Here is a 23,485-nt window from a genome sequence, read left to right on the forward strand (position 1 = left end):
TAATTCTGCGGCAAACTGACCTTAGCGTCGTCTTAATACAGCAGATTTAAACATTGAGGAATAGGCTATGTTTACCGGAATAGTTCAGGGAACCGGAACGGTCGTGTCCATTGACGAAAAACCGAATTTCCGTACCCATGTAGTGCGCCTGCCTGAGGATATGCTTGATAACCTCCAGTTGGGGGCTTCTGTCGCGCACAACGGTTGTTGTCTGACTGTCACAGAAGTAAAGGGGAATTTAGTCAGTTTCGATCTGATGAAAGAAACCCTGCGTCTGACCAATCTCGGCGATCTGAATGTTGGCGATCAGGTCAATCTGGAGCGCGCTGCGCGTTTTAATGACGAAATTGGCGGGCATTTAATGTCCGGACATATTATTTGTACTGCCGAAGTGGCGAAGATTTTGACGTCAGAAAATAACCGTCAAATCTGGTTCCGCATGCCGCATGAAGATTTAATGAAATATGTTTTACATAAAGGGTATATCGGGATTGATGGTATCAGCCTGACCATCGGGGAGGTGACCCGCACCCGTTTTTGTGTGCATTTAATTCCTGAAACGCTGCAAAGAACCACGCTGGGCACTAAGCGTCTCGGGGATAAAATTAATATTGAAATTGATCCGCAAACGCAGGCCATCGTCGATACGGTTGAACGTGTGCTGGCCAGCCGCGAAGCCGCAATCGCCACTGCGCAGGCGATGAACGAAAAGGCTGAATAAACATTTTCAGCACGTGCGTTAACAGGAACCAAAAAGAAAAACCAAAAAAAAACCGGACATGAACGTCCGGTTTTTTGCTTTTAAAGCGTGTTAAAAGAATTCAGCGAATTAGCGCGGCACGCGCATCCCGCCATCCACACCTTCAGGGCTGAACACAACTTGCCAGAGCTGAATATCACGGGCTCTGAAAGCACCTGCACAGGCATTCAGATAATAGGTGAACATCCGGTGAAAGCGGTCGCCGTAGCGCTCTGCCAGTTCAGGCCAGTGTTTCTGGAAACGTTCATTCCAGGCCATCAGAGTACGATCATAATCTGCGCCGATATTGTGCCAGTCTTCCATCACAAATAATGATTCGCTGTTTCGAGCAATTTGCTGGACAGACGGCAGGCAGCCGTTTGGAAAGATATATTTATCTATCCACGGATCGACACTCAGATCTGTTTTGTTAGAACCGATGGTGTGCAGCAGGAAAATGCCGTCAGGTTTGATGTTACGTCGGGCGACATTAAAGTAGGTCTCATAATTTTTGGGACCCACATGCTCGAACATACCGACGGAAACAACACGGTCGAACTGATCGTTAAGATCGCGGTAATCCTGAAGCAAAATGGTGACGTCCAGGCCTTCGCAGCGTTTCTGGGCCAGCTTTTGTTGCTCGGCAGAAATCGTAACGCCAACTACGCTGACGCCATAATTGCGGGCTGCAAACTCAGATAATCCACCCCAGCCGCAGCCGATATCGAGCAAACGCTGGCCCGGTTTCAGTTGCAGTTTATCGCAGATCATTTTGAGCTTAGCTTCCTGCGCTTCTTCAAGCGTCGTGGCATCTTTCCAGTAGCCGCAGGAATATTGCATATACGGGTCGAGCATCAGGGTAAATAAATCATTGCCCAAATCGTAATGTTCTTTCCCGACGATCCACGCCCGTTTACGGGACTGCAGATTGGTGAGGCGTGCTGCTGCGATACGTAGTGTGTCTTTAAAATGGTGGGGGAGTTTATTTTCCAAACCGGCACGGAGAACGCGCTGGAAAAATATATCAAGGCGCTCGCATTCCCACCAACCATCCATATAACTTTCACCCAGACCCAAAGAACCTTCCTGTAAAACACGCTTGAAGAAGTCAGTGTTTTTTACTTTAAGGTCGAAAGGGCGATTACCGTTAACCTGGATGTCTGCCGTAGCCAGCATTTCACTGACTATCCGATACCACTGATTGTCCTGAATGCTTTGGTCTTCTATACACGATGAACTCATAGCTTCTCCATCACTTTCTCTTCTGACTTATTAACCTGCCGGGAAAAGCAAAGGCTATTTTTGCAGGTCTTTATGAGAACAGACGACTTGCGCCACGTCCGATATTCGACACCAACAGAGGAAATTAGAAGAACGCCTGCACACAAAATGTGGGCAGGAAAATCATCCTTGAAAAACGAACCAGAATAAATAGTGTGACGCGAACCTCGCGCCGACGCTAACTATGTAATAAAAGTATTGTAAAAATGCTATTTTATTGGGTTCAGTTGAGTATAGGCTCGCTGGCTGGCATTCTCAATAGTTAATCACTACGAATGTAAATGTCCATTAAGTGATTGTTACTTAAAGTCATTATCACTATTAGTTTGCATTCCGTGCCTGCTGTTTCTGCACCGGTTCCTGTTCACCGGATTGCACTTCTTCCTGACGCAGTGACAGCCAGCGGCCTAAAACTACCAACAGTAGTGTAGACAGCATCGTGGTGACTGTCGCCATGAGTGGTTGCACAATAAATGCGGAAACCAGCAAACTCGCGAGGAAACATAGACCCAACTGCAGTGTATTTTGCAACGCCGCGGCCTTACCTGTATTAGCAGGAAATGGCATTAATGCATTTGCGACGACAATGGGATAAATCGCGCCATTCACCAAAGCCATCAGGCAGAACGGAATTAACAGACTCACCAGACTCGCATCAGTAAATATAGCCACGCCGAACAAACCCGCCACACTGACGCCATAACCTGCCAGCAGCCACGGCAGGATCTTATTCCCATCCGTTTTGCTGATCAGCACACGACACCCAAAACCGCCCAGAAGGAAAGCAATGGTCTGTGGAACATAGCTCAGGCCAATCACACCCGGCGAATACCCCATGTCGCTGAGAATAAACGGGGAACCGGTCAGCCACGCGAAAAAGCCGGCAGAGCAGGCGGCATAAATCATCACGTTACCGCTGTAAAACCGGGAAGCGAGAAGTTTCGCGAAACCGGTTTTATCAGCAGGAGCATGAACCTCTGGCGCATTTTCGCGCAGTGTGGACGTGGTGATAAGCAAGATAACGGCTACGGCGGTCAGCAGAACGAAAATCGCTTCCCAGTCAAAATGGTTGAGAACCCAGGCGCCCAGCAAAGGTGCCAGAGCAGGGGAAAGCGCAACCAGTGGCATGATGCTGGCAAAGGTTTTTTTAGCAACATCGGCAGAAAAGCGATCTACCACCAGCGCCTGCCAGGTGACGGCGGCGGCACAGACGCCGACAGCTTGCAGGAAACGCAGCGCCAGCAGGGCGCGGACATTCTCAACCCATAGCACGCCCAGACAACCGACGACAAAGAGCGCTAAGCCAATCAGCAATACCGGCTTGCGGCCAATCTTGTCGGACAATGGCCCCCACAACAGCTGACCGATGGCAAAGCCGCCAAGGAAAATACTCAGGCTGGCGCTGATCATGCCCGGGCTGGTCATCAGGCTGCTTTGCATCGCGCTGAAGGCCGGAAGGTACATATCGGTCGCTAAAAAGCCAAGCATGCTCAGCCCGGCAAGATAGAGCATAAATCCAAGTGAGGGTTTCATTATTGTCTCTTTAATTTATTTATTGCAGATGATTTGACGCGGAAATCGTATCGGATGCGGAGTTTAACGCTTTGATAACAGGCTTGTGAAACGCTAATATTTGCAATCTGCTATCAAAAATATTGAAGGCTAAACGATGTGGTCAGAATATGCTCTTGAAGTGGTCGATGCCGTCGCCCGAACAGGCAGTTTTAGCGCTGCCGCGCAGGACTTGCACCGGGTTCCTTCTGCCATCAGCTACACCGTTCGCCAGCTTGAACAATGGCTGGCCGTTCCGTTGTTTGAACGCAGACATCGCGACGTTATTCTGACTCCTGCCGGTAAAGTTTTTGTCGACGAAGCGCGGGTTCTGACAAAAAAAATGATAGCGACCCGCCGCCAGTGTCAGCAGGTCGCCAATGGCTGGCGCGGAGAATTACGGGTTGCCGTTGACCGTATCGTTAAACCTGCGCGGACACGGCGGCTGGTGCTGGATTTCTATCGCCATTTCCCTGATACCGAACTCATCATTCATTCGGAAGTCTTTAACGGTGTCTGGGACGCGCTGGTCGACGGGCGGGCGGATGTCGCCATCGGCGCGACGCGGGCGATCCCCGTCGGTGGACGGTTCAATTTCCGCGATATGGGTTTTATGGACTGGCATTGTGTGGTCAGCGCGCAACATCCGCTGGCCCAGACGCAGGGAATACTGAGTGACGATCAGTTACGGCCTTATCCGGCGCTTTGCCTGGAAGATACATCGCGTACATTGCCGAAACGCGATACCTGGACGCTGGATAACCAGCGGCGGCTGGTGGTTCCCGACTGGACGTGTGCATTGGAATGTCTGAACGAAGGTTTATGTGTTGGCATGATGCCGGTTCACCGCGTGACACCCTTGATTGAACAGCAAAAATTACAGGTACTGTCGCTGGAAAATACCTTTCCGGACAGCCCGTGCTGCCTGACGTGGGATCAGAGCAATCCGTCGCCTTCGCTGGCGTGGCTGCTGGAATACATGGGAGACACGGAAACGATGAACCGGGAATGGTTGCGCGACTGACAAAAAAACGCCTGTGGCACAGGCGTTTATTGAAAGTTAACGGCGGTAATCGCGGTACGGGCCGTCGGCCACGGAACGGCGCTCAACCAGTTTGGGATGCACTTCAATGGTCTGCGACTCTTCGCGTTTGCTGATAATTCTGTCCAGCAGCATGGTAAAGGCCATTTCGCCCAGACGTTCTTTTGGCTGATGAACTGTCGTCAGTGCCGGTGAGAAATAGCGCGCGTTACGCACGTTATCATAGCCAATCACGGAAATATCCTGCGGTACGCGCAGGCCCAGTTCATCGGCGGCACAGATTGCCCCCATCGCCATCACGTCACCGCCACAGAATACAGCCGTCGGGCGGTTTTTCTGCATCAGAATTTTGTGCATGGCCTGATAGCCCGATTCCGGCTCAAAGTCGCCCTGAACGACCCATTCTTCACGAAGAGGAATATTGGCTTCCGTCAGTGCTTTCACAAAGCCCTGGAAACGGCCGCCGCCGGTGTTTCGCGCCAGTTGCCCAGGGATCACGCCGATATCGCGATGACCGCGTTCAATCAGATAACGTCCGGCCATATAGCCGCCTTCAAACGCGTTATCGATAATGCTGTCGGTGAAATTCTTACGCGCTTCGCCCCAGTCCATCACAACCATCGGGATAGAGCGGTATTCTTCAAGCATATTCAGCAATTCGTCCGGATACTCCGCGCACATCACAAGTAAACCGTCGACGCGTTTTTGCGCCAGCATTTGCAGGTAGGCCTGTTGCTTCTCCAGATTATTGTGTGAGTTACACAAAATCAGCGTATAGCCTTTTGAGAAACAGCTGTTCTCCACGGCCTCAATCACTTCGGCGAAGTAGGGCGCTTCACTGGACGTTGCCAGCAGACCGATTGTTTTGGTGTTATTGACCTTCAGGCTACGTGCCACAGCGCTGGGAGAATAGTGCAACTCTTTGATTGCAAGGAGAACCGCGGCTCGGGTTTCTTCGGCGACGAAACGGGTTTTATTGATGACGTGCGACACGGTTGTGGTGGAAACGCCAGCGCGCTTTGCGACATCTTTAATCGTTGCCATGTAAAAAATGACTCCTGTGCTCACGTGTTTCAGCACGTTAGCATTATGTTAATCGTTTGCTTGCGTGGATTTAACTGCTGACTTCGAAAAGGGCAGTGAAATCGTTGGGTGGATTCTTCAGAGTGAGGCGTGAAATGCTCTCGGGTGAAATCGACCGGCACACAGGCGTGGTAACCGACAATTTTCACTTATAATGCAGGAAAGTGGAAGTAAAATTGTCATGAACCTGGTGTCATTCAGCACAAGATTTTCAATGCGAATTATGAGAAAATGCGTTGGCACACATTCAGTGTGGCTATACGAACGCCACAATTTGATCCGTAAGGGGGTTTAATGGACAGCAACCTGAAATTTTCTTTGATCACTACGGTCTGCGCTTTGCTCGTGATTATTGCTTTCAGTTTCACCGCAGTGATGAACTGATTTGCGCGAAAGCCGCAATAAAAAGGGCGATTACCTATAACAGGAATCGCCCTTTTCAATTTTACGCAGTCACCCATTCCGCCGATACTCTTCCCTGCAGAAACTCTTCGTTAAATGCTATTCAATGGCTGATTAGCGAAACTTCAGACTTAACGAATTGTTTATTATCGGATCGTCTTAGGGGTCATTACCCGTCGTGCGCCTACATAATGATCTTGCCAGTAATCGTCACCCAGTGAGGTGATCTTAATGTCTTCGCCGGTGCGCGGTGACTGGATAAACTTCCCGTTTCCTACGTAAACACCGACATGGTCTGCGGCGCCGCGGTTATTAATCCGGAAGAAAACCAGATCGCCGGATTCTAATTCACCCCGTTTGACCGGGGCCGCATCGCGCAAGTGGTACATTTCATTCGCTGTGCGGGGCATTTTAATACGGATCAAATCTTTGTATGCGTAGTAAACCAGTCCGCTGCAATCGAAACCTGTATTCGGTGACGTTCCGCCCCAGCGGTAAGGTTTGCCGACCTGGTGCATCAGCTTGGTCATCGCGGTTTGTTGTGCGTGCTGATAACGTTTCTTGTGTGTTGCGCTGAGCGTTATCGGTTTACTGTCTTCTTCACGTAACTTTTTGCCTTTGCGGTGGCGGCCATACGCTTCTTTTTTACTGGCCTTTTCACTGCTGTTTTTAGCGAGAGAGCGGTTTTTCGTTTCCTTCCCTGCTTTCGCCTCGGCCCGGGTTGTCTTGAGTGTTTTTTCTTTTTTACTCTCGGCCCGCGTCGTTTTTACTGTTTTTTCAGAAGACGTCTTTCGCTTAACCAGTTCGGTGCTTTTGACTTTCTTCTTCGAATTTTTTTCCTGAGTTTTAGGTTCTGAAACCGGCGCGACTTTGGTTTTCTTGCTGGTTTTCGCGGCTGCCGTTTTTCGCTTTCGGCGTTCTTCCGGCGTGACCTGGTTAACATGACTCTTTCGCTGGTCGGCCGCGACACGAGTCTGTGGCGACGCATGAGCCATATTCAGAAACAGCTGGGTAAAGAGCAGCACAAAAAGCGTGAACAGTAAGCGCATAGCTTCGTTACCATGAGTGGTAGGGTTAAACATCAGGGATGTCAGAGTATTGCCTAAAAGAACGAGACAAAAAAGCACGAATTGCCTCGATTCTAGATCATATTGTGAGAAAAAGTTAATAGCTTTTTTTATGTCGAAATAACCGCCATTTTTAGTCAAAAAAATAACCACTTTTCATCATGTTATTATTTAAGTTAAAGAATGGGATTTTGCAAATCTGACATTATCGTGGAACGGCAAAAATGTTATTCTCGATGAATCTTTAAATATGTGAACCTGAACGCAAGCGCAGAAGATTGTTTAGCGAAATGCCAGTATTGAGAAAGACCCCACAAAAATTGGCGTTTTTATCTGGTGGCAGCCATCGTTACAATAGAAAGCATTGTGATTGCACACCGTCTCTGTGTGCTGCGCGTGAAGAGTAATGACCGTGACAGCCTGTACCGGCTTGAGGAAGCAAGAAATGACCACTCCAACGATTGAAAAAATTCAGAAGCAAGTTTCTGAAAACCCGATTCTGCTGTACATGAAAGGTTCTCCAAAACTGCCAAGCTGCGGTTTTTCAGCACAGGCTGTTCAGGCGCTGTCTGCGTGTGGCGAGCGTTTCGCTTACGTTGATATCCTGCAGAACCCGGATATTCGTGCTGAGATGCCAAAATTTGCTAACTGGCCAACGTTCCCGCAGCTGTGGGTTGATGGTGAGCTGGTTGGCGGTTGCGACATCGTGGTTGAGATGTTCCAGCGCGGTGAACTGCAACAGCTGATCAAAGAAACGGCTGAGAAATACAAATCCTCTGAAGAGTAATTCAGGGCGATTCAGAAATACCGGCAGCCTGACCCGGGGTTACCGGTAAAAAAAGAGCGACATTATGTCGCTCTTTTTATTTGTCATTTCGACTGCATGAAAGCCGCGAAAATTATTGCTGATTTTCTTCCGGTGCTTCTTCCACTTCGTTTTCATCCGCAGACAGTGCCAGCGGCCAGCCGCCGAGGCGTTTCCAGCGATTCACCAGCTCGCAAAACAGTTCTGCTGTGCGTTCAGTGTCGTACAGGGCGGAATGCGCCTGACTGCTGTCAAACACGATACCGGCGCTGATACAGGCCTTCGCCAGCACGGTTTGCCCGAGCACCAGCCCGCTTAACGCGGCGGTATCAAAGGTGGCAAACGGATGGAAAGGATTGCGTTTTAGCCCCGCACGTTCGGCAGCGGCCATCAGGAAACTGTGGTCAAAATTGGCGTTATGCGCCACGATAATCGCCCTGTTACAGTTCTGTTCTTTCATCCCTTTGCGGATAACTTTGAAAATCTCGTGCAGCGCTTCGTATTCACTGACCGCACCACGCAACGGGTTGGTCGGATCAATACCGTTGAAAGCCAGCGCTTCCGGCACCAGCACCGAGCCTTCGAAAGGCTCAACGTGGAAGTGTACGGTCTCGTCGCTTTGCAGCCAGCCGTCCTCATCCATTTTCAGCGTGATCGCGGCAATTTCCAGCAGGGCATCAGTTTTGGCATTAAATCCGGCGGTTTCCACATCAATCACCACGGGATAAAAACCACGAAAACGACCTTTCAGGGCGTTAATGTCACTATTCTCGGCCATTAGCTTCTTAATCTTCATCGAATTCAGCGCGCATTATGACAAATTTTGTCACCCGTTACAGGGGCACGGAGAAATTGGCAATAAAAAAGGGCGCATCAGCGCCCCTGTCAGCGGTTAAGGCCATTATTGCAAAGGATTAATTTCCCAGACCCTGACCGGCATGTTTTGATTCGATCAATTCAATTTTGTAGCCATCCGGATCTTCCACGAACGCGATGATGGTTGAACCGCCTTTAACCGGGCCCGCTTCACGCGTCACTTTACCGCCCGCATTACGGATGTCTTCGCAAGTTTGCGCAACGTTATCTACGCCCAGCGCGATGTGACCATAGGCGGTACCGATGTCGTAGCTGTCTACGCCCCAGTTGTAGGTCAGCTCGATCACGGCGCCTTCACTTTCTTCGGTGTAACCCACGAAGGCCAGTGAATATTTGTACTCTGTATTTTCGCTGGTACGCAGCAGTCGCATGCCTAAAACGTCGGTATAAAAGCTGATTGAACGCGGCAGATCGCCGACGCGAAGCATGGTATGGAGTAAACGCATAATTTCCTCTTTATTCGCAGCATGATGATTATTATTTCAAGCCTAACTGATAGTGACCGTTTTGTCCGTAAAACGGCAATCAGTTGCTGAATGACTGACCAAAAAAAGCGGCAACCGGAGGGCATCGGCTGCCGCAAAGAAGGTGTAAAAATTAATTATTGATTACAGCGTTGGGTAATCGGTATAGCCCTGAGCACCGCCGCCGTAGAAGGTTTCAGGTTTTGGTTCATTGAGTGGCGCATGTGATTTCAGGCGCTCGACCAGATCCGGGTTGGCGATGTAGCTGCGGCCAAACGCCACGGCATCGATGTAACCTTTTTCGATCAGCTCTTCGCCTTTTTCTGCGGTATACGCACCGGCACCGACAATCACGCCCTGATAATGCGCGCGGATCACTTCGCGGAATTCTGTGGTGTAAGGTTTGCCGCCCGCCCAGTCAGGTTCTGAAATGTGCAGGTAGGCCAGTTTACGTTTGTTAAGTTCATCTAGCAGATAGATTGCCGCTTCTTCCTGATCCTGACCGTTGTCGAGGCCGTTGAACGGGCCCATCGGGGAAATACGGATACCGACGCGATCAGCTCCGATGGCGTCAATGGCGGCGTCTACCACTTCGAGCGTCAGGCGCGTACGGTTTTCAATGCTGCCGCCGTACTGGTCTTCACGCAGGTTAGAGGCCGGAGACATGAACTGGTGCAACAGATAACCGTGCGCCGCGTGCAGTTCGATGTAATCAAAACCGGCTTCTGCTGAACAGGCTGCTGCGTGACGGAAATCATTCACAATGCCTGGGATTTCACTCAGATCCAGCGCGCGCGGTGTCGGGCAATCGACGCGAATGGCGTGGCCTTGCTCATCACGCAGGCTGGTACGCGTATTAGGATTGACCGCTGAGGGCGCAACCGGCGTCTGGTTGTCCGGCTGAACGCTGTTGTGCGAAATGCGGCCGGTGTGCCAAAGCTGTACGGCGATGTGGCCGTTTTTCTGATGCACGCCGGCAACAATTTTTTTCCAGGCCGCAACCTGTTCCGGCGTGTGCAGGCCGGGTGCGCCCGCGTAACCTTTCGCCTGGAAGGAAACTTGTGTCGCTTCGGTGATGATAAGGCCGGAGCTGTGGCGCTGTGCGTAATATTCACCCATCAGCGGCGTCGGGATATCACCCGGTTCAATGCTGCGCAGGCGGGTCAGTGGAGCCATAAACACGCGGTTTGGCAGAGTGTTTTTACCAACAACAAGAGGGGTGAAAAGCTTAGTCATTTTGAGTAACTCCGAAATTATGGGATTGATCGGTATGACATTATGGAGCGCACTCCCCGCATACGACCGTTTATTCATGGCTCTTTCTATCGTATCCGGGGCGCTTGTGACTACGCGCACGGTGCCTTTTCGAAAAAACTTACCCTGCGTAGTATCACTGTGCGGGCGAAAAATGAAGAAAAAAGAGCCGGCGGGTGCCGGCTGAGGTGAGGGCAAACATCTGTTTTCTTATCGATGTCGGGGAAACAGTAGGGCTGTTTTCAGACAGAATAAACAGCCACGCGTAAGGTAGCAGCGCCGTGTTGCAGATATTTGAAGATTGAGACATCGGGTGATAAATCATCTTGCGGGATGGCGAGAAAACGTCTTGAATAAAAGTTCACCGTTATTTGCGGAGGGCGTGTGGCCCAGCAGCTTGAGTTTTTCGACATCCCCAGTCCGTGCCGTGGAATTTGTCAGGCCGATGAACGTGGTTATTGCCGTGGTTGCCTGCGCAGCCGCGAAGAACGTTTTGGCTGGATGAAAATGACCGATGCGGAAAAACGCCACGTGCTGCGCTTATGTCAGCAACGCTTAGCGCGGCAGCAACGTGCCGGAAAACAGCCGGACGAACCGCTGCCGGAACAACCCGAACTGTTCTGAATACGTAACGCAGATTGTCAGGGTCGTGATGGCGGTCTGCTTCTTTGCAATTCTTCCGCTTCGCATCAATACAGCATCACAGACGTTGTGTATTCTGTCGCTTGAAAATACGAAAAACTTAAGGGAATCATAATGGAAGCACGTACTCCGATTTCGCCGCAAGGCCCGGTTTTTTCAAAACTGATTTGCGGTTACTGGCGTCTGATGGAATGGAATATGACGCCGCAGCAGGTTCTGGCGTTTATGGAGCAGCATATCGAGCTGGGTATCACGACCGCCGATCATGCGGATATTTATGGCGATTATCAGTGTGAGGCGGCGTTTGGCGCGGCTCTGCGTCTGAAACCGTCGTTGCGCGAAAAAATGCAGCTGGTGAGCAAATGCGGTATCGCGACTAAAGCAAACCCTGACAACAAGATTGGTCACTACATTACCGATCATAAATATATCGTTGAACGCGCTGAGAAATCCCTGAGCAATCTCCATACGGATTCGCTGGATTTACTGCTGATCCACCGCCCTGATCCGCTGATGGATGCCGACGAAGTGGCAGAAGCGTTCACGCAGTTGCATAAAAGCGGCAAAGTGAAACACTTTGGTGTCTCCAATTTTACGCCAGCGCAGTTCAGCCTTTTGCAGTCGCGCCTGCCGTTCTCACTGGTCACCAATCAGGTAGAAATTTCTCCGATTCATCAGCCCGCTATTCTCGACGGAACCTTAGATCTCTGCCAGCAGCTGCGTATCAAACCGATGGCGTGGTCCTGTCTGGGCGGCGGTCGTCTGTTCAGCGAGGCAGAATTCCAGCCGCTGCGTGACGAGCTTCAGGCCGTGGCCAATGAAACCGGTGCAGACACCATTGAACAGGTGGTTTATGCGTGGGTGATGCGTCTGCCTTCACAGCCGTTGCCGATTATCGGTTCGGGCAAAATCGAACGCGTGGCGTCAGCACTGAAATCATTATCGCTTGAGATGACGCGCCAGCAGTGGTTCCGCATCCGTAAAGCGGCTCTGGGTTACGATGTTCCGTAACCCGTTTTGAGTCTTAACGGTCAGGCGGGTTTTGTGGCAGCAAGCGCAGGATCCGCCGGGCCGTCATCCGTTGAAATCGCCTGTTGCAGCTGTGACAGCGAGCAATATAAACGCCAGATCACTCCCGCCAGATCGCGCGCCGCCGGTTCAGGATGATGCGCCAGTGATTCACTCATACGCAGTAATTCAGCCAGCGTACCATCCAGATTTGCATGGCTGACGCCACGCTCCGTCATCACGCCTTTCAGACAATGAATACAGACATCACGTACCGCAGAAAGCGGGTCGGATCGCGTTTCCCATTCGCGTAGCTGCCAGACGATGTGACTGCAATTGAGCAGCACCACCCCCCAGCGCAGCAGCCAGGTACGCGAGATCTGGTCTTTACTCTGATTCAGCTGATTCATCCGGTGGTAAATCAGGGATTCAAACTGGAAATGGCTCAGAGAAGGTTTACGGCTGAGCTGATCCATAAAGTCGCGGCGCAGGGCGCGAATAATGCGACGGCTTTTACGTTTATCCGAACTTGGGCGTAAAACCTGGAACGCGATCCCCGCCAGCATGACGCCCGCAATTTTGGCGACGCCGTCATTCATAAACGATCCGTAATCAAAGTCCGGCGGGTTTGTGACGGCCAGAAACGAGCCCATAAACACGATCATCTGGCCCCACAATCCGGCGTACCTTTTGTATTGCAGCTTCATCATCTGCATGGTCACCAGCATCGGCAGGAAGAATGCGCAGAACACCCAGAAATTATCGATTTGTACCATCAGGCCGAATTTCAGTAAAAAACAGCCAATGAATAACAGGCCGAGCGATTTAATTAACAGCGTGATGCTGCCGATGGGCGATGCGGTTGAGGAATAAAGCACGCAACTCACTGCGGTCAGCGCCACGGCACCGGCACCGGAATCCCATTGCGTGGTCATCCAGAACGCACATCCGATAACAATACACAGGAACGTCCGCAGACCGTTATAAGCAGCTTCAACGGTGTCAGTATGCTGAGCGAGATGGCTGATTCTTGGCGGTTGCAGCATTTCTGCTTCTGCGGCATTGGCATTTTCAACGCGGCGCAACCAGCGTTCACTGCGCAAATAAAGCCAGCAAAAATCACGCAGCCGCTTCCAGAATGCCTGATGGCGAAAATCTGCAGTGTCATGAGGCTTAATGCACTGAAGGATTTTTGATAGCCTATATTTATCGGTGTCCGGTTTGCGTAGTTCATCGAGTAAAACGGTTAATACGTCGGCCAGATTTTCCGGCGGATGGGGCCAGTTCAGCAGCATCCGGCGCAGGCTGGAAATGTAGCTTGTCATGCGCAGTTGCTGATGCAGCAAATAATTGAGTACGTTGTTCTGCCGGCGCAGGCGGTAATGGCTCCAGACAGCCTGAATGCGCAGCAGATTCATGGTCAGGATTTGCCCGATCAATCCTTCATGCGAAGTACGGATCTGCTCATTGATTTCGGCCCGCCACAACAACTGCGCGTGCTCCAGTAACTGTGTGTGCATTTTTCGCAGGGAAGTGAGCAGGGCGTCGCCGTCAGAGGTGCTCGGCAGAACCATCATCATGAAACCGCCGCACAAAATACCGGTGATCACTTCCCCGACGCGTGCCTGAGCGATATCAAAAATCTGCGTCGTGTCGGTCACGTCTACGGTCGAAAACGCGATGATCGCCGCGGTATAACCGGCCAGCGCGAAGGCGTACGAAACGTTATTTTGATAGTGGTTGGAAATATACGTACAGACACCCAGCCAGGCGGCGATAGAAAACGTAAACAGCCACGGCTCATTCAGACAGTGTCCGGCGATAAAAACTGCGCCCACCGCCCCCAGCAGGCTGCCAATAATACGTCCGATACTTTTACTGATAACGCCGCCAACGGTGGGGAAACTCACGACTGCCGCGGAGGTCAGTGCCCAGTAAGGCTCATCCATCTGGAATTCAAAGGCAATATACAGCGCCAGGATCATGGCGATAGAATTGCGCAATGCGTATCGCCATTGGCCGCCGGTCGCTTTGCCCCACGGCGTATTTTTCCACTCGAGCCAGGAAAAGTTCACGGCAGGGCCTTAATCACGGATGGAAATAGTGCAGGTGGTACCCGCCACCAGAACGACATGTTCCGGGACATTTTCCAGCTTAATCCGCACCGGAACGCGCTGTGCAAGACGAACCCACGGCACATTAGGTTTCACGTTCATCAGTAAATCCGACGGCGTATCCAGGCTCTGGTCATAAATGGCGCGGCCAATACTTTCGACGCGCCCCTGAAGCGGAATATTCCCGTTAAATAAAGTGATATCAGCCTGGCTGCCTTCGCGAATACTTTTTAGTTTCGTCTCTTCGAAATAGCCGAGTACGTAAAAAGAATGAATATCTACCAGCCCCACCAGCGGAGTGCCCGTGGTGGCGTAATTCCCTTTGCGGGTTTGCAGGTTGGTTATATAACCGTCAGTCGGCGCGACAATATTGGTTTTACTCAGATTCCATTTTGCCTGTTCTAAGGACGCCTGCGCAGCCTGATAAGCAGCCTGCATAGCTTTGGCACTGATATTCGATTCATCCAGCGACTCGGCAGAAATAACGTTAGTGCCCAGACCGCGACGGCGCGTTGCCTCATGCTCTGCTTTGGCTAGATCTGCCGCCGCTTTTGCCAGCGCCGCCTGTGCATTATCGACAGCGATCCTGAAAGGAACCGGATCCAGGCTGAACAGTGGGTCTCCACTTTTTACGAACTGATTATCATGGATATTGATGTCGATAATCCGTCCGGAAACCTCAGGCGTGATGTCGACAATTTCGGCGCGAACTTTGCCGTCTCGCGTCCACGGCGATTGCATATAGTAATTCCACATCCACCAGCCCGCACATATAGCGACCGCAAAAACCAGCACGGTAGAGAAATATTTGAGTGTCTTAAATTTCATTTTTAGATGTTCACCATAAGCATCAGTGCGGCACAAATAGAGATAACAAAAAGGGATAAATCCATCAGGGTGGGATGCCACACTTCACCAGAATAAATCCAATCACGCAGAACCCGGTGTATCAGAAGCCAGAAAACCAGCCCCAGTAAAAATGCTTTGAACATTGGGGGGAAATAAAGTGAGGCACCCAGGACCAGATCCGGTAAGGGGAAGCCTGAGTGAAACATTTGCGCATTCACAATATTAATCTCTGCCAGTGATTGTGTTATAAACAAGTTTACCTTTGGAAGCAGGCGACCCGCTTCCGGATGCAATAGTACCTACCATTATATATAGAATTGTAATTTCTCGATTAAAGTTCCTAAAACTAAGCTAAACTCTGGGGAGTTATCTTAGCATGCTAATTATAAGGAGGGGATAATTGGAATCGAATCTGGGGTCAGATCTAGCACGATTAGTTCGTGCCTGGCGTGCGTTGATTGACGATCGGCTAAAACCATTGGAACTCACGCAAACACATTGGGTAACACTGCACAATATCAATATGTTACCTCCTGAACAGTCTCAAATTCAGCTCGCAAAAGCCATTGGGATTGAACAACCTTCTCTGGTCCGCACGCTGGATCAGCTCGAAGAAAAGAAACTGATTACCCGTCAGACTTGTGCCAGCGATCGCCGTGCTAAACGCATCAAGCTGACTGAAGAAGCGGAACCTATCATCAGTGAAATGGAGTCGGTGATTGATTCCACGCGCAAAGAAATTTTGTCAGGGATGTCGTCTGCAGAAATTGAACAACTGGGCGGAATGCTGTCCCGGCTGGAAAAAAATATCGCTTCCCTGCAAAGCAAATCATAAGAATTGAGTTTTTTTACGTCACACAGCGTTGTATTTGCTCTGCCGGAAAAGCAGGGCGCATAAAAAAAACCGAAGCCATTGGCTTCGGTTTTTTGTTTTGCGGGGAAAGCTATCAGGCACCAGGAGAGACAGTAATGGTGCTGCCGCTGCTTGCCATGCTCACACGCTGACCGACGCTGAATTTGGTCGGTCCGGCTTTCTGAACAACCTGGATTGTGCTGCCGTCATCGCGACGGATTTGTAGTTCCACACCGTTTGAACGGTTAAGAGAACTTTGAACGCCCTGACCGGCTACACCACCGGCAACAGCACCAGCGGCGGTTGCCAGGCTGCGGCCAGTACCGCCACCGACAGTGTTACCCAGGAAGCCACCGAGCACCGCTCCGCCCAAAGCGCCGACGATGTTCGCATCATCTCCGCCCTGAATCTGTACTGGACGTGCAGAAACGATAGTCCCGTAGGTAACTTGTTGAATTTGCTTAGCCTGAGATGCGGAGTAAACATCGCCAGACAGAGAATTATCGTTGACGCAGCCAGCAAGGGTTGCACCGGCAAGGGCGACGACGAGTAAACGCTTAATCATAAAGAGCTCCTTTTTTTATGCTACTGCACATCTTTCAGAGTAGCGGCAGCAACAGAGAAAAAACAGTACACAGTTCAACATCAGTGTCGAGGGTGTCATAACAGAAATTCACTTCACTATCTCCAGTATACAGGAGAGGGACTCAACTAATAATAAACGCAGGTTTAAGTTTTAGACAGCCATCCGTTAAATCAAAATTTCTGGCTTAATGTTGTTATTGGCGATTATTGCAGCGCACCTATTTTTAAAAATAAAAAACCGTAACAAGAAAAACACGAAGTCATCACACGACGTAATAAAAAATTCAGTAACTCATGGCGCTGCTCTCTAAATACCGATTACTCTGTGGCTATTACTTTGTCGGACGTTTTTCCTGAGGAGTTGGGGATGTTATCTATGAAGTCAGGTCGCTATATCGGGGTGATGTCCGGCACCAGTCTCGATGGTGTTGATGTTGTGCTGGCCGCCATTGACGAACGCATGGTGGCGCAGCAGGCGAGCTATTCTCATCCCATTCCTCTGGCGCTAAAAAATGCCATTTTGGGGATGTGCCAGGGGCAACAGGTGACGCTTGAACAGGTCGGCGAGCTCGATACTCAGCTGGGAATTTTATTCGGCGAAGCGGTTTTAGGCTTACTGAAAAGTGCCAACATCTCTGCGGACGAAGTCACAGCGATCGGCTGCCACGGGCAGACCGTCTGGCATCAGCCTAAAGGCAAAACCACTTTTTCGATGCAGCTTGGCGACAACAACCGTATTGCGGCCATGACCGGTATTACTACCGTGGGCGATTTCCGCCGCCGCGATATGGCGTGGGGCGGGCAGGGCGCACCGCTGGTTCCGGCGTTTCATCAGGCATTACTGTCTGACGCTGCTGAGCGCAGGATGATCCTGAACATAGGCGGCATTGCGAATCTCTCTATGCTTTTGCCGGGACAACCGGTGCGCGGGTATGACACCGGGCCGGGCAATATGCTGATGGATGCGTGGATCTGGCGTCATAAAGCCCGGCCTTACGATAAAGGTGCGGAATGGGCTGGTCAGGGGCGGGTCAATTTGCGTCTGCTTCAGCAGATGCTCTCGGATCCCTATTTTGCGGAGCCTGCGCCGAAAAGCACCGGGCGTGAATATTTCAATATGGCGTGGCTGGAAAAACAGCTCGCGCGATCACCGGAAATTGCCCCCGCAGATGTTCAGGCCACGCTGGCCGAACTGACGGCAGTAAGCATCGCCGAACAGGTTCAGCTGACCGGCGGCTGCGATCGCCTGATGGTGTGCGGTGGTGGCGCACGTAATCCGTTACTGATGGCGCGGCTTTCAGCGATGTTGCCGGGCACTGAAGTCTGCACTACGGATTCCTGTGGTATCAGCGGTGATGATATGGAAGCGCTGGCGTTTGCGTGGCTGGCATTCAGAACGTTATCCGGCCAGCCGGGTAATTTGCCGTCCGTGACCGGTGCCAGCCGCGAAACTGTGCTTGGCGCGATTTATCCGGTGGTTTCAAGCCGTCCCTGATGCGTTCTCGGTTTTATCTCAATGTGCTGCGCCATCTGGCGTGGTACATAACGGAGGTAAACCAGAACCTACAGGGAGCACCACATGAAAAAGGCGATTATCGCTTCGTTAGCCGGATTAACGCTGGCAGGATGCAGCCAGTTCAGTCATCAGGCTGAAAGCCCGACGGAAGAATTACATTATCAGTGCGGCACGTTGCCACTGACCGTCACGCTGGATAAACCGGCACAGCAGGTAAGCATGGTGCTGGATGGCGAGCAGCTGAAACTCAAACAGGTCGAAGCCGCCTCAGGAACCCGTTACAGCGATGGCCGCTATACCTTCTGGTCAAAAGGCAATCAGGCCTTCGTCCAGCGCGGGGATAACGTCATTATCGACGATTGCGTCCAGAAATAGCCTCGCTTTCCGCTTTCCAAAACCCTGCGTCAGGAACGTTGAGATCCTGACGCGTCGGGTGCACAATGCGTTTTACCTTCCTCAGAGACGCATTTGAATCCATATGGCTGATAACAAAGAATTTGATATTGCGGACTCGCGCCGTGAATACACGCGCGGCGGGTTGCGTCGCGCAGATCTAACTTCCGAACCGCTTCCTTTGTTTGAACACTGGCTGAAGCAGGCCTGCGATGCGCGTCTGGCGGATCCGACGGCGATGGTTGTGGCGACCGTTGACGAACGCGGGCAACCGTTTCAACGTATCGTTCTTTTAAAGCACTATGACGAAAAAGGGCTGGTGTTCTACACCAATCTGGGCAGCCGCAAAGCGCAGCAGTTAGCGAACAATTCCCGCATCAGCCTGCTGTTCCCGTGGCATATGCTGGACAGACAAGTCATCGTCCTCGGTCAGGCAGAACGCCTCTCGACGCTGGAAGTCATGAAATATTTCACCAGCCGCCCGAAAGACAGCCAGATCGGCGCCTGGGTATCGCAGCAGTCGAGCCGTATCTCCGCGCGCGGCGTGCTGGAAAGCAAATTCCTCGAACTCAAACAAAAATTCAGCAACGGCGAAGTCCCGCTTCCCAGCTTCTGGGGCGGTTTTCGCGTGAAAGTGGATTCGATGGAATTCTGGCAGGGCGGCGAACATCGTCTGCACGACCGGTTTATCTATCAGCGCGATGAAGCAGAAACAGAAACTGGCTGGAAAATAGACCGCCTCGCCCCCTAACCATGAAAAAATACGCGATTCCCTAGCGCTCGGACGACGAGCGCTTTATTCTATGTCGTTCCCCGTAAAGGTGAGAGAAAAGGCACATGCTCGGCATGATGTCAGACATGAATCTGCACACATTCAGTACATAATTTTCAGTACATACAAACGGAGTCTTTGATGGCGAGCAGCAACCTGATTAAACAATTGCAAGAGCGGGGCCTCGTTGCCCAGGTAACGGATGAAGAAGCGTTAGCTGAGCAACTGGCGCAAGGGCCAATTGCACTCTATTGCGGTTTCGATCCTACCGCAGACAGCTTGCATTTGGGTCATCTGGTGCCATTGCTGTGCCTGAAACGCTTCCAGCTGAATGGCCACAAACCTGTGGCGCTGGTCGGCGGTGCGACCGGCCTTATCGGCGATCCGAGCTTTAAAGCCACTGAACGTAAACTGAATACCAATGAAACGGTCAACGAGTGGGTTGAGAAAATCCGCCAACAGGTTTCTCCGTTCCTGGATTTCAACTGTGGCGAAAACAGCGCCATTACCGCGAACAACTACGACTGGTTTGGCGGCATGAACGTGCTGACTTTCCTGCGTGATATCGGTAAACACTTCTCCGTTAATCAGATGATCAACAAAGAAGCGGTGAAACAGCGCCTGAACCGTGATGACAGCGGCATCTCCTTCACCGAATTCTCATATAACCTGTTGCAGGGTTACGATTTCTCCGAGCTGTACAACCGCCATCAGGTGGTCCTGCAGATTGGTGGTTCCGACCAGTGGGGCAACATTACGTCCGGTATTGATTTAACCCGTCGTATGCACCAGAAACAGGTCTTCGGCCTGACCGTTCCGCTTATCACCAAAGCTGACGGTACCAAATTCGGTAAAACCGAAGGCGGCGCAGTCTGGCTGGATCCGAAGAAAACCAGCCCGTACAAATTCTACCAATTCTGGATCAACACAGCGGATGCCGACGTTTACCGCTTCCTGAAATTCTTCACCTTCATGAGCATCGAAGACATCAATGCCCTGGAAGAAGAAGATAAAAACAGCGGTAAAGCCCCGCGTGCACAATACGTTCTGGCCGAAGAAGTGACCAGCATGGTTCATGGCGCAGAAGGTCTGGCTGCCGCGAAACGTATCACGCAAAGCCTGTTCTCCGGTTCCCTGAGCGAAATGACCGAAGTCGATTTCGGCCAGCTGGCGCAGGACGGCCTGGAGCTGTTTGAAGTCCCGCGTGATACCGACCTGCAACAGGCGCTGGTGATCGCCGGTATGGCGCCGTCTAAAGGTCAGGCGCGTACGATGATTTCGTCAAACGCCGTGTCCGTTAACGGTGAAAAACAGACTGACACCGAGTACAGTTTTACTGACAGTGACCGCCTGTTTGGCCGCTACACCTTGCTGCGTCGCGGTAAAAAGAACTACACCCTGCTGCTCTGGGCATAAGTTTTACGACCGGCACGACGGGGAGCGAAATGCTCCCCGTTTTGACCTGTGATCTCAGCTATTCCGCCATCCACCGATGACGCTGCTATCGGAAATTCCTCATGAAAAGCATTCTTTCTATCCAGTCTCATACTGTTTTTGGGCACGCCGGCAACAGCGCGGCTGAATTCCCTATGCGTCGTATGGGCGCAAACGTTTGGCCGCTGAATACGGTTCAGTTTTCCAACCACACCCAGTACGGACACTGGACAGGCTGTGTGATGCCCGCCAGCCATCTGACCGAAATTGCGCAAGGTATTGCGGAAATCGATCGCCTGAAAGACTGCGACGCCGTGCTGAGCGGTTATATCGGCTCGCCGGAGCAGGGGCAAAGCATTCTCGAGATCGTCCGGAAGGTGAAAGCGGCGAATCCCAATGCCTGGTATTTTTGCGATCCGGTTATGGGGCATCCAGAGAAAGGCTGCATCGTGGCGCCGGGCGTGGCGGAATTTCACTGCAATCAGGCGCTGGTGAACTGCGATATCGTTGCGCCAAACCTGCTGGAGCTTGAACTGCTGAGCGGGCATGCGGTGGCAAGCGTTGAAGAAGCCGTTACCACGGCGCGTGAGCTTATCGCGAAAGGCCCGAAAATCGTGCTGGTGAAACATCTGAGCCGGGCGGGATATCACAGCGATCGTTTTGAAATGTTGCTGGTGACGGCGGATGAAGCCTGGCATATCGACCGCCCGCTGGTCGATTTCGGCGTGCGTCAGCCGGTTGGCGTGGGCGACCTGACCAGCGGATTATTGCTGGTGAATCTGCTCAAGGGCGAGGCGCTGGATAAAGCGCTGGAGCATGTGACCGCCGCCGTTTATGAAGTGATGCTGACCACTCATTCGATGGGCGAGTACGAGCTGCAAATCGTCGCTGCGCAGGACAAAATGGTTAAACCGGAGCATCATTTCCCGGCGGTAAAACTGTAACCGGCGTAAGGATCGGATCCGCGTAAACGCGACATCACGGTTCAATAAAAATGCCCCAGACTGATTATTCAGCCGGGGCATTTTTTTAACTCAGGGAATGCTTATTTCAGGCCTTCAGCCTTCATGGCTGCGTCAACAGCCGGACGTGCAGCAACACGCTCCAGATAGGCGTTCAGCTCGCTCAGCGCCGTGAAATCAAACTTCAGCGCTTTTGCCCAGCCCATCACGGTGAACAGATACGCATCGGCTACGCTGAAACGTGTACCCAGCAGGAATGCGTGACCTTTCAGGGATTCATTCACGTACGCAAATTTCTTGCTCAGCGCTTCGCGGGTCAGTGCCTTGAATTCGTCAGGCGTTTTGGGGTTGAACAGCGGCGAGAAACCTTTGTGGAGTTCGGTCGCAATGTAGTTCAGCCATTCCAGCGCATGATAGCGGGCCAGCGTACCTTGTTCCGGCATCAGCTGGCGGTCGGGTTTCTGGTCAGCCAGATACTGAACGATGGCAACGCCCTCGGTCAGAATGCTGCCGTCACTGAGCAGCAGGGTTGGGATTTGCCCTTTCGGGTTCACTGTCAGGAAGTCATCACCGGTTTCTGTTTTCTTGGTCGCCAGATCGACTTTCTCAATACTGAAATCCAGACCCGCTTCACGCAGGACGATATGTGGAGAAAGGGAACAGGCACCGGGTTTGTAGTACAGTTTCATAAACACTCCATTGGATGAGCTACCAGCCTGCGCCCGCGAAACATTTCGGCTTCGGGAAACAGCTGCACGGCGATATAAGGTCTGCTTCTATCCTAGAACCGGCGGGAGCAAAAGTCAGTGATTTAATTGTGACGGGGCGTTCAATTGTTCACTTTATACCGCACCGGATGACGGATGTTTTGCCCACCATCCGGTGAAATCAGCGGGAGCGCTGGTTCAGGAAATCACGTACCGCCGTTTCTACATTTTCCGGTGCAGTCAGCATTGGCGAACGCAACTCATTGTCCATCAGCCCGTCGAGTGAAAGAGCGTATTTAATCGCCGCCGGGTTCGGCGCGGAGAACATCAGGCGGATCATCGGCAGAAGGCCAAAGAATGTTTTTCGGGCGGCAACAATGTTCCCCTCTCTGAACTGCTTAATCAGCGCCACAAACTCTTCCGGGAAGATATGTGATGACGCCGCAATCGCGCCTGCTCCGCCGAGACTCAGGGTCGAGAAAATCTGCACATCTTCGCCACACAGAACGTCCAACTCGCCGTCTGCAATCAGTGAAAGCGTCAGGTCGATGCTGCCGCCGCAATCTTTCACCGCAGTAATCTGCGGGTGTTTAGCCAGCTGGCGCAGTGTGTCCAGTTCCATGTGTACACCGGTACGATAAGGGATGTTGTACACCACAACCGGCACCGTCGAGTGGTCGGCAATTTCGGTAAACCAGGTGACCAGCGCGGCCTGAGAGGGGCGAATATAGTAAGGCGCGGGGATAAGCAGACCGGCAACAGGACGCTCTGAAATAGCGTCCTGCATGGCGCGGATCACCGGCATATGCGTGCCGGAAAGTCCCATGATCACCTGCTGGCCGGGAACGACTTCCAGTACGGCGTCCAGCACCTGAAGCTGTTCTTCTTTGGTGAGCATTGGCGCTTCACCGGTAGTACCACAGACGACGACGCCGTCCACACCCCGTTTGAGGAGCCGGGTGCACAATGATTTGAGTGCAGTAAAGTCGATCTCACCCTGATGGAACGGCGTGACCAGCGGGACCCAGATACCTGAAAACGATGACATGTTGTAATTCCTTAAACGGCGTGTTTTATCAGCCTCGG

General features: G+C 51.7%; 25 protein-coding genes. 12 read left to right on the plus strand and 13 right to left on the minus strand.

Going from position 1 to position 23,485, the window contains the following annotated elements; genetic code table 11:
• Window positions 1–67: 67 nt before the first annotated feature.
• On the plus strand, window positions 68–721 hold the full coding sequence (locus tag J1782_RS17805) for a riboflavin synthase subunit alpha (protein WP_152325723.1): 654 nt from the start codon (window positions 68–70) through the stop codon (window positions 719–721).
• A 108-nt stretch (window positions 722–829) separates the two neighbouring features.
• Here J1782_RS17805 and cfa read toward each other — a convergent pair whose 3' ends face one another.
• The gene (gene cfa, locus J1782_RS17810) at window positions 830–1,981 is read right to left on the minus strand and encodes a cyclopropane fatty acyl phospholipid synthase (protein WP_165056904.1); all 1,152 of its coding nucleotides are present in this window, start codon (window positions 1,979–1,981) and stop codon (window positions 830–832) included.
• Window positions 1,982–2,341: 360 nt separating this feature from the next.
• Window positions 2,342–3,553, minus strand: coding sequence for a purine nucleoside transporter PunC (gene punC, locus J1782_RS17815; RefSeq protein WP_217153631.1), 1,212 nt, complete (start codon window positions 3,551–3,553; stop codon window positions 2,342–2,344).
• 136 nt (window positions 3,554–3,689) lie between these two features.
• On the opposite strand from punC, the gene punR reads away from it, so the two are divergent.
• A complete protein-coding gene (gene punR / locus J1782_RS17820) occupies window positions 3,690–4,595 on the plus strand; it encodes a DNA-binding transcriptional activator PunR (RefSeq protein ID WP_165056908.1) in 906 nt (301 codons plus the stop codon).
• A gap of 36 nt (window positions 4,596–4,631) precedes the next feature.
• Here punR and purR read toward each other — a convergent pair whose 3' ends face one another.
• Complete coding sequence (gene purR, locus J1782_RS17825; RefSeq protein WP_104922527.1) at window positions 4,632–5,657, minus strand: HTH-type transcriptional repressor PurR; 1,026 nt, start codon at window positions 5,655–5,657, stop codon at window positions 4,632–4,634.
• 333 nt (window positions 5,658–5,990) lie between these two features.
• On the opposite strand from purR, the gene J1782_RS26565 reads away from it, so the two are divergent.
• Entirely contained in the window at window positions 5,991–6,080 is a 90-nt protein-coding gene (locus J1782_RS26565) for a YnhF family membrane protein (protein WP_104922526.1), read from the plus strand.
• A 164-nt stretch (window positions 6,081–6,244) separates the two neighbouring features.
• Here J1782_RS26565 and J1782_RS17835 read toward each other — a convergent pair whose 3' ends face one another.
• On the minus strand, window positions 6,245–7,147 hold the full coding sequence (locus tag J1782_RS17835) for a C40 family peptidase (protein WP_165058649.1): 903 nt from the start codon (window positions 7,145–7,147) through the stop codon (window positions 6,245–6,247).
• Window positions 7,148–7,610: 463 nt separating this feature from the next.
• Between J1782_RS17835 and J1782_RS17840 the strand changes: the two genes are divergently transcribed.
• Entirely contained in the window at window positions 7,611–7,952 is a 342-nt protein-coding gene (locus J1782_RS17840) for a Grx4 family monothiol glutaredoxin (protein ID WP_015697793.1), read from the plus strand.
• Between the two features lie 112 nt (window positions 7,953–8,064).
• Here J1782_RS17840 and rnt read toward each other — a convergent pair whose 3' ends face one another.
• The 3 genes from rnt to J1782_RS17855 form a co-directional block, all read right to left on the minus strand.
• Window positions 8,065–8,748: a ribonuclease T gene (gene rnt / locus J1782_RS17845; RefSeq protein ID WP_152325727.1), complete on the minus strand. Its 684-nt coding sequence runs from the start codon at window positions 8,746–8,748 to the stop codon at window positions 8,065–8,067.
• Between the two features lie 136 nt (window positions 8,749–8,884).
• A complete protein-coding gene (gene gloA / locus J1782_RS17850) occupies window positions 8,885–9,292 on the minus strand; it encodes a lactoylglutathione lyase (RefSeq protein WP_152325728.1) in 408 nt (135 codons plus the stop codon).
• 162 nt (window positions 9,293–9,454) lie between these two features.
• Complete coding sequence (locus J1782_RS17855; RefSeq protein WP_217153632.1) at window positions 9,455–10,546, minus strand: alkene reductase; 1,092 nt, start codon at window positions 10,544–10,546, stop codon at window positions 9,455–9,457.
• A gap of 402 nt (window positions 10,547–10,948) precedes the next feature.
• On the opposite strand from J1782_RS17855, the gene J1782_RS17860 reads away from it, so the two are divergent.
• Window positions 10,949–11,188, plus strand: a complete 240-nt coding sequence (locus J1782_RS17860) for a DUF1289 domain-containing protein (RefSeq protein WP_152325730.1) — start codon at window positions 10,949–10,951, stop codon at window positions 11,186–11,188.
• A 132-nt stretch (window positions 11,189–11,320) separates the two neighbouring features.
• Window positions 11,321–12,217 carry an aldo/keto reductase family oxidoreductase gene (locus tag J1782_RS17865; RefSeq protein WP_165056910.1) on the plus strand — a complete coding sequence of 299 codons (897 nt, stop codon included), beginning with the start codon at window positions 11,321–11,323 and terminating at the stop codon, window positions 12,215–12,217.
• A 20-nt stretch (window positions 12,218–12,237) separates the two neighbouring features.
• Here J1782_RS17865 and J1782_RS17870 read toward each other — a convergent pair whose 3' ends face one another.
• The 3 genes from J1782_RS17870 to J1782_RS17880 are packed head-to-tail and all read right to left on the minus strand — an operon-like array spanning window position 12,238 to window position 15,383.
• Window positions 12,238–14,289 (minus strand): FUSC family protein, encoded by a 2,052-nt coding sequence (locus J1782_RS17870; protein WP_152325732.1) that lies wholly within the window; start codon window positions 14,287–14,289, stop codon window positions 12,238–12,240.
• Between the two features lie 9 nt (window positions 14,290–14,298).
• Window positions 14,299–15,156: an HlyD family secretion protein gene (locus J1782_RS17875; RefSeq protein ID WP_165056914.1), complete on the minus strand. Its 858-nt coding sequence runs from the start codon at window positions 15,154–15,156 to the stop codon at window positions 14,299–14,301.
• 2 nt (window positions 15,157–15,158) lie between these two features.
• Window positions 15,159–15,383, minus strand: a complete 225-nt coding sequence (locus tag J1782_RS17880; RefSeq protein ID WP_152326335.1) for a DUF1656 domain-containing protein — start codon at window positions 15,381–15,383, stop codon at window positions 15,159–15,161.
• A gap of 194 nt (window positions 15,384–15,577) precedes the next feature.
• Between J1782_RS17880 and slyA the strand changes: the two genes are divergently transcribed.
• A complete protein-coding gene (slyA, locus tag J1782_RS17885; protein WP_152325734.1) occupies window positions 15,578–16,012 on the plus strand; it encodes a transcriptional regulator SlyA in 435 nt (144 codons plus the stop codon).
• A gap of 112 nt (window positions 16,013–16,124) precedes the next feature.
• Here slyA and J1782_RS17890 read toward each other — a convergent pair whose 3' ends face one another.
• Window positions 16,125–16,595 carry a glycine zipper 2TM domain-containing protein gene (locus J1782_RS17890; RefSeq protein ID WP_152325735.1) on the minus strand — a complete coding sequence of 157 codons (471 nt, stop codon included), beginning with the start codon at window positions 16,593–16,595 and terminating at the stop codon, window positions 16,125–16,127.
• 396 nt (window positions 16,596–16,991) lie between these two features.
• On the opposite strand from J1782_RS17890, the gene anmK reads away from it, so the two are divergent.
• From anmK to pdxY, 5 genes are all read left to right on the plus strand, one after another.
• Window positions 16,992–18,110, plus strand: a complete 1,119-nt coding sequence (gene anmK, locus J1782_RS17895) for an anhydro-N-acetylmuramic acid kinase (protein WP_165058651.1) — start codon at window positions 16,992–16,994, stop codon at window positions 18,108–18,110.
• An 84-nt stretch (window positions 18,111–18,194) separates the two neighbouring features.
• Window positions 18,195–18,506, plus strand: a complete 312-nt coding sequence (locus J1782_RS17900) for an MliC family protein (protein WP_152325736.1) — start codon at window positions 18,195–18,197, stop codon at window positions 18,504–18,506.
• Window positions 18,507–18,609: 103 nt separating this feature from the next.
• Complete coding sequence (gene pdxH / locus J1782_RS17905) at window positions 18,610–19,275, plus strand: pyridoxamine 5'-phosphate oxidase (protein ID WP_217153633.1); 666 nt, start codon at window positions 18,610–18,612, stop codon at window positions 19,273–19,275.
• 162 nt (window positions 19,276–19,437) lie between these two features.
• A complete protein-coding gene (gene tyrS / locus J1782_RS17910) occupies window positions 19,438–20,712 on the plus strand; it encodes a tyrosine--tRNA ligase (RefSeq protein WP_152325738.1) in 1,275 nt (424 codons plus the stop codon).
• 101 nt (window positions 20,713–20,813) lie between these two features.
• Window positions 20,814–21,674 carry a pyridoxal kinase PdxY gene (gene pdxY / locus J1782_RS17915; protein ID WP_152325739.1) on the plus strand — a complete coding sequence of 287 codons (861 nt, stop codon included), beginning with the start codon at window positions 20,814–20,816 and terminating at the stop codon, window positions 21,672–21,674.
• Between the two features lie 101 nt (window positions 21,675–21,775).
• Here the strand turns inward: pdxY and gstA are convergent, their stop codons facing one another.
• The gene (gene gstA / locus J1782_RS17920) at window positions 21,776–22,381 is read right to left on the minus strand and encodes a glutathione transferase GstA (RefSeq protein WP_152325740.1); all 606 of its coding nucleotides are present in this window, start codon (window positions 22,379–22,381) and stop codon (window positions 21,776–21,778) included.
• A gap of 199 nt (window positions 22,382–22,580) precedes the next feature.
• The gene (gene dapA, locus J1782_RS17925; protein WP_165056918.1) at window positions 22,581–23,447 is read right to left on the minus strand and encodes a 4-hydroxy-tetrahydrodipicolinate synthase; all 867 of its coding nucleotides are present in this window, start codon (window positions 23,445–23,447) and stop codon (window positions 22,581–22,583) included.
• Window positions 23,448–23,485 lie beyond the last annotated feature (38 nt).

The sequence above is a fragment of the Rahnella sp. BCC 1045 genome, assembly GCF_019049615.1.
Lineage (GTDB): Bacteria > Pseudomonadota > Gammaproteobacteria > Enterobacterales > Enterobacteriaceae > Rahnella > Rahnella contaminans.

Bases quoted from the DNA above. Each gene is read 5' to 3' on its own strand.
- J1782_RS17805 (WP_152325723.1), top strand. From the start codon at position 68: ATGTTTACCGGAATAGTTCAGGGAACCGGAACGGTCGTGTCCATTGAC.
- cfa (WP_165056904.1), bottom strand. From the start codon at position 1,981: ATGAGTTCATCGTGTATAGAAGACCAAAGCATTCAGGACAATCAGTGG.
- punC (WP_217153631.1), bottom strand. From the start codon at position 3,553: ATGAAACCCTCACTTGGATTTATGCTCTATCTTGCCGGGCTGAGCATG.
- punR (WP_165056908.1), top strand. From the start codon at position 3,690: ATGTGGTCAGAATATGCTCTTGAAGTGGTCGATGCCGTCGCCCGAACA.
- purR (WP_104922527.1), bottom strand. From the start codon at position 5,657: ATGGCAACGATTAAAGATGTCGCAAAGCGCGCTGGCGTTTCCACCACA.
- J1782_RS26565 (WP_104922526.1), top strand. From the start codon at position 5,991: ATGGACAGCAACCTGAAATTTTCTTTGATCACTACGGTCTGCGCTTTG.
- J1782_RS17835 (WP_165058649.1), bottom strand. From the start codon at position 7,147: ATGCGCTTACTGTTCACGCTTTTTGTGCTGCTCTTTACCCAGCTGTTT.
- J1782_RS17840 (WP_015697793.1), top strand. From the start codon at position 7,611: ATGACCACTCCAACGATTGAAAAAATTCAGAAGCAAGTTTCTGAAAAC.
- rnt (WP_152325727.1), bottom strand. From the start codon at position 8,748: ATGGCCGAGAATAGTGACATTAACGCCCTGAAAGGTCGTTTTCGTGGT.
- gloA (WP_152325728.1), bottom strand. From the start codon at position 9,292: ATGCGTTTACTCCATACCATGCTTCGCGTCGGCGATCTGCCGCGTTCA.
- J1782_RS17855 (WP_217153632.1), bottom strand. From the start codon at position 10,546: ATGACTAAGCTTTTCACCCCTCTTGTTGTTGGTAAAAACACTCTGCCA.
- J1782_RS17865 (WP_165056910.1), top strand. From the start codon at position 11,321: ATGGAAGCACGTACTCCGATTTCGCCGCAAGGCCCGGTTTTTTCAAAA.
- J1782_RS17875 (WP_165056914.1), bottom strand. From the start codon at position 15,156: ATGAAATTTAAGACACTCAAATATTTCTCTACCGTGCTGGTTTTTGCG.
- J1782_RS17880 (WP_152326335.1), bottom strand. From the start codon at position 15,383: ATGTTTCACTCAGGCTTCCCCTTACCGGATCTGGTCCTGGGTGCCTCA.
- J1782_RS17890 (WP_152325735.1), bottom strand. From the start codon at position 16,595: ATGATTAAGCGTTTACTCGTCGTCGCCCTTGCCGGTGCAACCCTTGCT.
- anmK (WP_165058651.1), top strand. From the start codon at position 16,992: ATGAAGTCAGGTCGCTATATCGGGGTGATGTCCGGCACCAGTCTCGAT.
- J1782_RS17900 (WP_152325736.1), top strand. From the start codon at position 18,195: ATGAAAAAGGCGATTATCGCTTCGTTAGCCGGATTAACGCTGGCAGGA.
- pdxH (WP_217153633.1), top strand. From the start codon at position 18,610: ATGGCTGATAACAAAGAATTTGATATTGCGGACTCGCGCCGTGAATAC.
- tyrS (WP_152325738.1), top strand. From the start codon at position 19,438: ATGGCGAGCAGCAACCTGATTAAACAATTGCAAGAGCGGGGCCTCGTT.
- pdxY (WP_152325739.1), top strand. From the start codon at position 20,814: ATGAAAAGCATTCTTTCTATCCAGTCTCATACTGTTTTTGGGCACGCC.
- gstA (WP_152325740.1), bottom strand. From the start codon at position 22,381: ATGAAACTGTACTACAAACCCGGTGCCTGTTCCCTTTCTCCACATATC.
- dapA (WP_165056918.1), bottom strand. From the start codon at position 23,447: ATGTCATCGTTTTCAGGTATCTGGGTCCCGCTGGTCACGCCGTTCCAT.